At 71.1% G+C, this 6,706-nt stretch carries 7 protein-coding genes and 1 riboswitch; of the genes, 3 read left to right on the top strand and 4 right to left on the bottom strand.

All coding sequences use genetic code 11. The features are described 5' to 3' along the window. Window positions 1–14: 14 nt before the first annotated feature. A riboswitch (SAM riboswitch) is annotated at window positions 15–93 on the bottom strand. 145 nt (window positions 94–238) lie between these two features. Then, a complete protein-coding gene (locus tag VIB55_RS19635; RefSeq protein ID WP_331878366.1) occupies window positions 239–541 on the top strand; it encodes a hypothetical protein in 303 nt (100 codons plus the stop codon). Between the two features lie 195 nt (window positions 542–736). Here the strand turns inward: VIB55_RS19635 and VIB55_RS19640 are convergent, their stop codons facing one another. From VIB55_RS19640 to VIB55_RS19650, 3 genes are all read right to left on the bottom strand, one after another. Beyond that, the gene (locus VIB55_RS19640) at window positions 737–1,252 is read right to left on the bottom strand and encodes a hypothetical protein (protein ID WP_331878367.1); all 516 of its coding nucleotides are present in this window, start codon (window positions 1,250–1,252) and stop codon (window positions 737–739) included. 94 nt (window positions 1,253–1,346) lie between these two features. Continuing rightward, entirely contained in the window at window positions 1,347–2,099 is a 753-nt protein-coding gene (locus VIB55_RS19645) for a TMEM175 family protein (protein WP_331878368.1), read from the bottom strand. A 46-nt stretch (window positions 2,100–2,145) separates the two neighbouring features. Then, entirely contained in the window at window positions 2,146–3,495 is a 1,350-nt protein-coding gene (locus VIB55_RS19650) for an aminopeptidase P N-terminal domain-containing protein (RefSeq protein ID WP_331878369.1), read from the bottom strand. 316 nt (window positions 3,496–3,811) lie between these two features. Here VIB55_RS19650 and VIB55_RS19655 point away from each other — a divergent pair, with 316 nt between their 5' ends. Both VIB55_RS19655 and VIB55_RS19660 read left to right on the top strand, forming a co-directional pair. After that, window positions 3,812–3,979 (top strand): hypothetical protein, encoded by a 168-nt coding sequence (locus VIB55_RS19655; protein WP_331878370.1) that lies wholly within the window; start codon window positions 3,812–3,814, stop codon window positions 3,977–3,979. A gap of 142 nt (window positions 3,980–4,121) precedes the next feature. Continuing rightward, on the top strand, window positions 4,122–5,042 hold the full coding sequence (locus VIB55_RS19660; protein WP_331878371.1) for a hypothetical protein: 921 nt from the start codon (window positions 4,122–4,124) through the stop codon (window positions 5,040–5,042). A 92-nt stretch (window positions 5,043–5,134) separates the two neighbouring features. On the opposite strand, the gene VIB55_RS19665 is transcribed toward VIB55_RS19660, so the two are convergent. Beyond that, window positions 5,135–6,616 carry a pitrilysin family protein gene (locus VIB55_RS19665; RefSeq protein WP_331878372.1) on the bottom strand — a complete coding sequence of 494 codons (1,482 nt, stop codon included), beginning with the start codon at window positions 6,614–6,616 and terminating at the stop codon, window positions 5,135–5,137. Window positions 6,617–6,706: the final 90 nt, after the last annotated feature.

The raw sequence follows: 6,706 nt of genomic DNA on the forward strand, positions 1-6,706 counted from the left end.
GGACCGGCTGTGTCCTCCGATCCATCCCGACTCTTTAGCGTTTTTTTAACGTGGTACGCAAGCGGTCGCGCAAATCCATCCACGGCACGTATCTCACGTGCAAGGGCCAATCTACGGCGTTCAGGGGCGTCGGCGCAAGGGCTAGGGGAGTGGCGCGCCTTGCGCCCGCCGCGCGCTTCGCCATATTGCGGATGAAATATGGCTGGAAACGAAAACCATTCATCATGAGGGACGGAAGATGAAAAAGCTGCGCCTGAACCTGGATTCCCTGCACGTCGACTCCTTCCAGACCGCCCCGCTCGTCTGGGGGCACGGCACCGTCCGCCCGCACGAGAGCCTGGACCCGGAACCGGACCCCGTCCCGGTAGCCTACGACTGCTACCCCACTGGGAGCGGGACCTGCGCCGGCGGGACCTGCGCCGCCGGGAGCTGCGCCCATACGTGCGGTGGAGCGTGCACCAACGTAGCAACCTGTGGCGGCTACAGCTGCTGGCAGACCTGCGCCAACACCTGCGACGTCTGCACGCCGGATGAGGGCTGAGCACCGGCGGTACATCGGAGCCGAGCCGGACGGGTCCGGGCACCGCCCCTCGTCCGACGAAAAGCGCGCCTCGCGCGCCCAGAAAACGCCCCGACCGGAGCTGCCGGTCGGGGCGTTCTCTACGATGCAGCGACGTGCCTGCGCCGCACTACGCGGTTCCCGTCTTCCGGCGGCGAAGGAGCAAGTCGACTTGGGTCAGTTCCGGCGACCGCGGCGGTCTTCCGCGCGATCGCGCACGTCCTCGCGGCGGTCGCGGGCCCGGCGCAGGGCGCGCTCCCTGTGTGCGCGGGCGGCTTCGCGATGGACTGCGCGCTCGCGGTGGGCATGGGCATGCTCGCGATGCCGCACCGCGTGCTCGCGGGCGCGGGCGGTGTGCTCACGCCGTCGCGCCGCATGCTCGCGAGCGCGGAGACCGTGGGTACGGTCTGTGGCGCCATGCTCGCGCATCCGGACAGCGTGCTCCCGCTGCCGAGCCGCATGCTCCCGCTGCCGCGCCGCGTGCTCGCGCCTCCGGCCGGCGTGCTCCCGCTGGCGAAGGGCGTGCTCGCGGTGGGCGCGTCCCTCGGCGTGGCGCGCTCGTGCATGCTCGCGGTGAACAGCGCGTTCCCGCTCGGCACGTACCTCGGGCGTCTGCGGGGGCGCCACCACCTGCGCGGCGAGGGAGGATGGCGCAATCGCGAGCGCCAGGGCCAGCAGCCACTTCGTCTTCATGTTTTCCGCTCCAGCGAGAGGGAGATGTCGTCGGGATGCGTTCCATGCCCGCATCCCAGAGTACAGCCCCACACGCCGGAGCGTTGGGCGGCTTTCAGCCCCCGGCGAGCGACGCCTGCAGCCGCTTGCGCGCTCGGCCGGCCAGCGTGCCGTTGAGCCACATCGCGGGGCCCACCAGCCAGTAAACGATCCCGCCGAGGAACGGCCCCATCCCGCCGCCAAAGACCGCCAGCAGAATGGAGAAAACGCCGATCCCCACGTTCACCATGCTCTCGCGCACCGTGGTGAGGGTATCGAACTGCTCCAGCGGGTCCAGCTCCAGCGACTCGCGCATGCGGTACGCGTGAAGGTGAAGCAGGGCGAAGATCAGGAACACCGCCACGTATCCGCCGCTGAACACCACCATCAGCATGGGCCACTGGTCGTGCGTCAGCACGGGATCGCCGCCCGCCGACACCGCCTGCCACGGCGCGGAGCCGGTGAACATCCCGAGGACGATGGTGAAGACGAACTTCAGCGGATACACGAAGAAGACGATGACGAACAGCAGCGCGGCGTTCAGCACCATCGTCACGCCGTCGTTCAGGCCGTAGCGGCGAAAGAAGCGGTACTGGTTCCACCACACCAGGAACAGCAGCGCGAAGCACGCGGCGAACGAGCCGAACCCACGCATCACTTCGAACAGCTGCGTGGCCGTGCGCGGCACCTCCAGCGACACCACCAGCAGCGTGATGGCAAAGCCGAACACCGCGTCGCTCAGCCCCTCCAGCCGCGACACTTCCCTGCCCCGCGGGCGAAATCCGTGAGATCGAGTCTGTTGCACGGCCATCAGGCGGGATCGGATCATGGGCGGAGTAGATGGGAGGAGGGTTGGGGAGAGACTGCGGGGATCGTCACTCGCCCAGACAGATGCGCTCCACCTCGTCGGCGTCGAGGGGCACGCCGCGGGTGAGGATCTCGTTGCCCTCCGCCGTCACGAGCACGTCGTCTTCCAGGCGAATGCCGATGCCGCGCAGCTCGGCCGGGATGTCGTCGGCGTCGGCGGGGATGTAGAGGCCGGGCTCCACCGTCAGCACCATCCCGGGTTGAAGGGCGACGGACTCGCCGGCGCGGTCGCGGTACATGCCCACGTCGTGCACGTCCATCCCGAGCCAGTGCGACGTCTGGTGCATGAAGAACCGCTTGAACGCCTCCGACTCGATTAGCGCGTCCACCTCACCCGTCAGCAGCCCCAGGTCCACCATCCCCTGCACCAGCACGCGCCGCGCGGCATCGTGAACGCCGCTGAACAGGGCGCCGGGGCGGATGGCCTCGATCGCCGCATCCACCGAAGCGCGGACGATGTCGTACACCCGGCGCTGCGGGGCGGAAAAACGGCCCGACGCGGGGAAGGTGCGGGTGATGTCGGAGCAGTACATCCCCACCTCCGCGCCCGAATCCACCAGCACCAGGTCGCCTTCCTCGATGCGGCGCGAGTTGGCGTGGTAGTGCAGCGTGGTCGCGTTCGCGCCCGAGCCGACGATGGCGGGAAAGGCCGTCCCACACTCCGCCCCGGCACTCCGGTACGTGTGGTCCAGCAGGGCCTGCAACTCCCATTCGCCCACGCCGGGGCGCCCCGCCCGCATGACGGCCAGGTGCCCGCGCGCGGCCAACTCCGCCGCCGTGCGGATCAGCGCGATCTCTTCGGGCTCCTTCACCAGGCGCATGGCGTCGAGCACCGACCCAGGGTCGCGGACGTCCATCGGGCCCTTGCCAGCGCGCGGACGCGTGCCGCGGAAGCCGGCGACCAGCCGCAGCACCCGCATCTCCAGGTCGCCTGCCGTGCCGGTGAGCGCGAACCACACGGCGTCGGCGGGCTCCAGCAGCTTCTTCAGGTGGTCGTCCAGCTCCTCGATGGGATACGCGGCGTCGGCGCCGAAGCGTTCGCGCGCGCCCTCCACGCCGGCGCGGGCGCCGTTCCACACCTCGCGCTCGGGGTCGCGCGGGCGAACGAACAGCGTCAGCCGGTGCTCGGGGTCGTGCGGCGTGAGGACGGCAACGCCCCCGGGCTCCGGAAACCCGGTCAGGTAGTGGAAGTCGCTGCTTTGGCGGTAGAGGATCTCGGTGTCGCGCGACTTCAGCAGTTCGGGGCCGGCGGGCAGCACCGCCACCCCGTCGCCGATGGCGGCCAGGAACCGCTCGCGGCGTCGGAGATACGTGTCGGCGGAAAGGCCGGGCCGGGCAGCGGCAGCCGGGTCGGTCATGCGGGACGATCCGAGGATGATGGCGAGCCGCAGCGGCGGCGCTGGGCCGCACAGCATAGGCCGCGCGCGGGATGCCCGCAACCTCGGCCGCGGCGCTGCTGAGTGGTGGCCACAGGATGGAAGGAGTCCGTCGGGCCCGATTCCGCGATCCCTTTGTTTGGGGACACGCCGCGCCGACAGAAACGCGTGGCGGCACGCGACGTGCGGCCTCCACCGCCACGAAATCCGTTCGAAACGCGACGCTTTCTGGTCGCGCCAACACGGCCTGCGCGGGCGAGCCTTTCGCCGCGGAACCATCGCAATCAGGAGAAATTCAATGCAGAAAATCAAGCTCGATGTCGAAACCCTGGACGTGCAGAGCTTCCAGGTGACCCCGGAGGCCGACACCGACGGCCGCGGCACCGTGCAGGCGCACCAGGCTCCCACGCTGCCGCTGGAGGACTGCTTCCGTTCCGTCTTCCCCACCTGCGGGATCTACTGCTGATCTTCCGGGTGTGGCAACGGACGGCGGCCCGGGCGCACGACGCGCCCGGGCCGCGTTTCGTTGCGGGCGGGAGTTGCGCGCGGACGGCCCTGTGCAGAGCTTTCGTGGACCGCCGACCCTGATCGCACCGCCGCCGCAATCGATGCCCGCTCGCAAACCGGCCCTTCTCGCCCTCGCCGCCGCGCTCCTCTCGGGCGCGGCGGACGCGCAATCGCCCACGGGGCTGCGGCCGCCCACGACGTGGGCCGACTGCGGGATTCCGGCGCTGGAATCGCTCCGCCGCGATCCATCGCCCATGGAGATGCGCTGCCGGTACGGGGCGCAGGGTCCGGGAAGGTTCGGGCTGCTCTCGTACCTGGACGTGCCCGTCTACCGCCCCGCGACGCCGCTGCCAGGCACGCATGTCGTCGGCGTGCCGGGAATGCCGCACCCCGGGCCGGGGGAAAGCTTCGAGGAGTGGGAGTGGCGCGTGCTGCGGACGCGCTTTGGGCCGGAGGTGCGGCGGGTGCACAACAACCTGCTGCAGCTGGACCCGGTGTTCATGTCCATGATCCGCCGCTTCGAGCGCGAGCTGGCCAGCCGCGGCATCCGTGCGCGCCGCCGCGAAACGTACCGCAGCGCCGAACGGCAGGCGTGGGTGTTCCAGCAGGGGCGCTCGCGGCCGGGCCCCTTCGCCACTACCACGCTCACCTCGTGGCACTGCCGCGTGGACCGGCTGGGGCGCCCCGCGGCGCGCGCGGCGGACTACGACGTGGCGCCCGGCCACCTGGCGCGCTTCCACGAGGTGGCGGCAACCATCGGCCTGCTGGGGTACGGAGCCGACAGCAACGACCCCGGCCACGTCTTTCTCCCCGACCTGGACGCAGCCACGGGGATGGACCTGGCCGTGCTGCGCCTGCTGCCGCGCGTGATGCACGTCACCCTGGCGACGGGCCGGCCGGAGGGCGAGTGGCAGGCCCTGGGCGCGACGGAGCGCTGGCGCCAGCGCACGCTGGACTTCATCCGCAATCCGGTGCCCGTCTGGCCCACGTGGTACCCGCCGGCCGTGGGCGTCGACGGGTAGAACGCACAGCGGCCCGTAGAAGCGAAGGGGGAGGAGCACGGTGCGTGCTCCTCCCCCTTCCCACCACCCGGAACGGCCCTGCGCGGGTCCGGTCAGCGCCCGCCGCTCGGAGCGGCCGGCGCCTGGCTTTCCGCGGCGACCACCTCCACCGGGTACGGCAGCTGGCGGAGCGGTGCTTCCACCACCGAACGGTCGCCCACGACCACGATGGCGAAGCGCCCCGGCTGCAGGTACTCGCGGGCGACGCGGTTCACGTCCTCGGCCGTGACCGCGGCGACGCGCCGGTTGTAGCTGTCGAAGTAGTCTTCCGGCAGGTCGTACAGGATCATGTCCTGGATGCGGCCGGCGATCTGGCCGTTGGTCTCCATGGTCAGCGGCTCGCGCCGGATGATGGAAACGCGCGCCAGGTCCAGCTCCTCCTGCGTGACGGGCCGCGAGCCGCGGATGTCCTCCAGCTCGCGCATGAACTCCACCACCGACTCGCGGGTCACGCGCGTTTCCACGCCGCCGCTCGCCACGAACGGCCCGGCCATGCGGCCCATCTGGAATCCGCTGCCCGCGCCGTACGAGTAGCCCTTGGCCTCGCGCAGGTTCAGGTTGATGCGGCTGGAGAACTGCCCGCCCAGGATGGTGTTCATCACCAGGAGCGGAAAGTAGTCGCGGTGCACCCGGGGAACGCCCACGTGGCCGATGCGGATTTCCGACTGCGCGGCGCCCGGCTTGTCGACCAGGTAGATGCGCGTGGCCTGCAGCGGCGCCGGGTCCGACGGCGGAGTCCACGCCCCGGGGCCGCCCCGCTCCCAGCGGCCGAACGCACGCTCCAGCTTGGGCAGCACGCTCTCCGCCGCCAGCGGGCCCACCACGATCAGGTGCGCGTTGTCGGGGCGGTAGTAGCGGCGGTGGAACGCACGCAGCGCCTCCGGGGTGGCGGCGCGCACCGAGGACGGCGTGCCGCTGACCGGGCGCCCCATGGGATGCCCCTGCCCGTAGACGATGCGCTGGAACTGGTTGGTGGCCAGCACCGCCGGCTGGTCCTGCTGCTGAAGGAGCGCGGCCAGGCGCTGCGCCTGCACGCGGGGCCAGGCGCTCTCGGGGAACGAGGCGTTGGCCACCACGTCCGCGAACACGTCCAGCGCCGGGTCGAAGTTGCGCGCCAGCACCGACAGGGTCGCCGACGCCGCTTCCAGCCCGGCCCCGGCGTTCATCGTCGCGGCCAGAAAGCCGAGTTCGTCGGCGATCTGCTCGGCCGTGCGGGTGGCGGTGCCCTCGTTGAGCATCGCCGCGGTCAGCGAAGCGATGCCGGGCGTGGTGGCCGGGTCGGCGACGGCGCCGGCGTCGGCGATCAGCTGCACCGTCACCAGCGGAGCCCCCGGGCGCTCCACGAGCCACACGCGCAGCCCGTTGGAAAGCGTGCGGCGCTGCACGTTGGGAAAGTCGTACGTGGGATCGGCCGCCGCCGTGGGCATGGCGGCCCGGTCCAGCGGCTGCGCGGCGGGCTGCACGGCGGGTGCGCACCCGGCCGCCAGGGTTCCCGCGGCCAGCGCGGCCGCCGCGAGAAGATGTGCCTTGGTCATGGAAATCGCCCTCGCGTTCATCGGGAAGCCTGGAGCTGCGTCTGCCCCTGCGGCACGACGCTGAGGACAATGCGGCCGGCGCCCAGCCAG

The organism is Longimicrobium sp. (assembly GCF_036554565.1).
GTDB lineage: Bacteria > Gemmatimonadota > Gemmatimonadetes > Longimicrobiales > Longimicrobiaceae > Longimicrobium.

Bases quoted from the DNA above. Each gene is read 5' to 3' on its own strand.
- VIB55_RS19640 (WP_331878367.1), bottom strand. From the start codon at position 1,252: ATGAAGACGAAGTGGCTGCTGGCCCTGGCGCTCGCGATTGCGCCATCC.
- VIB55_RS19650 (WP_331878369.1), bottom strand. From the start codon at position 3,495: ATGACCGACCCGGCTGCCGCTGCCCGGCCCGGCCTTTCCGCCGACACG.
- VIB55_RS19645 (WP_331878368.1), bottom strand. From the start codon at position 2,099: ATGATCCGATCCCGCCTGATGGCCGTGCAACAGACTCGATCTCACGGA.
- VIB55_RS19635 (WP_331878366.1), top strand. From the start codon at position 239: ATGAAAAAGCTGCGCCTGAACCTGGATTCCCTGCACGTCGACTCCTTC.
- VIB55_RS19660 (WP_331878371.1), top strand. From the start codon at position 4,122: ATGCCCGCTCGCAAACCGGCCCTTCTCGCCCTCGCCGCCGCGCTCCTC.
- VIB55_RS19655 (WP_331878370.1), top strand. From the start codon at position 3,812: ATGCAGAAAATCAAGCTCGATGTCGAAACCCTGGACGTGCAGAGCTTC.
- VIB55_RS19665 (WP_331878372.1), bottom strand. From the start codon at position 6,616: ATGACCAAGGCACATCTTCTCGCGGCGGCCGCGCTGGCCGCGGGAACC.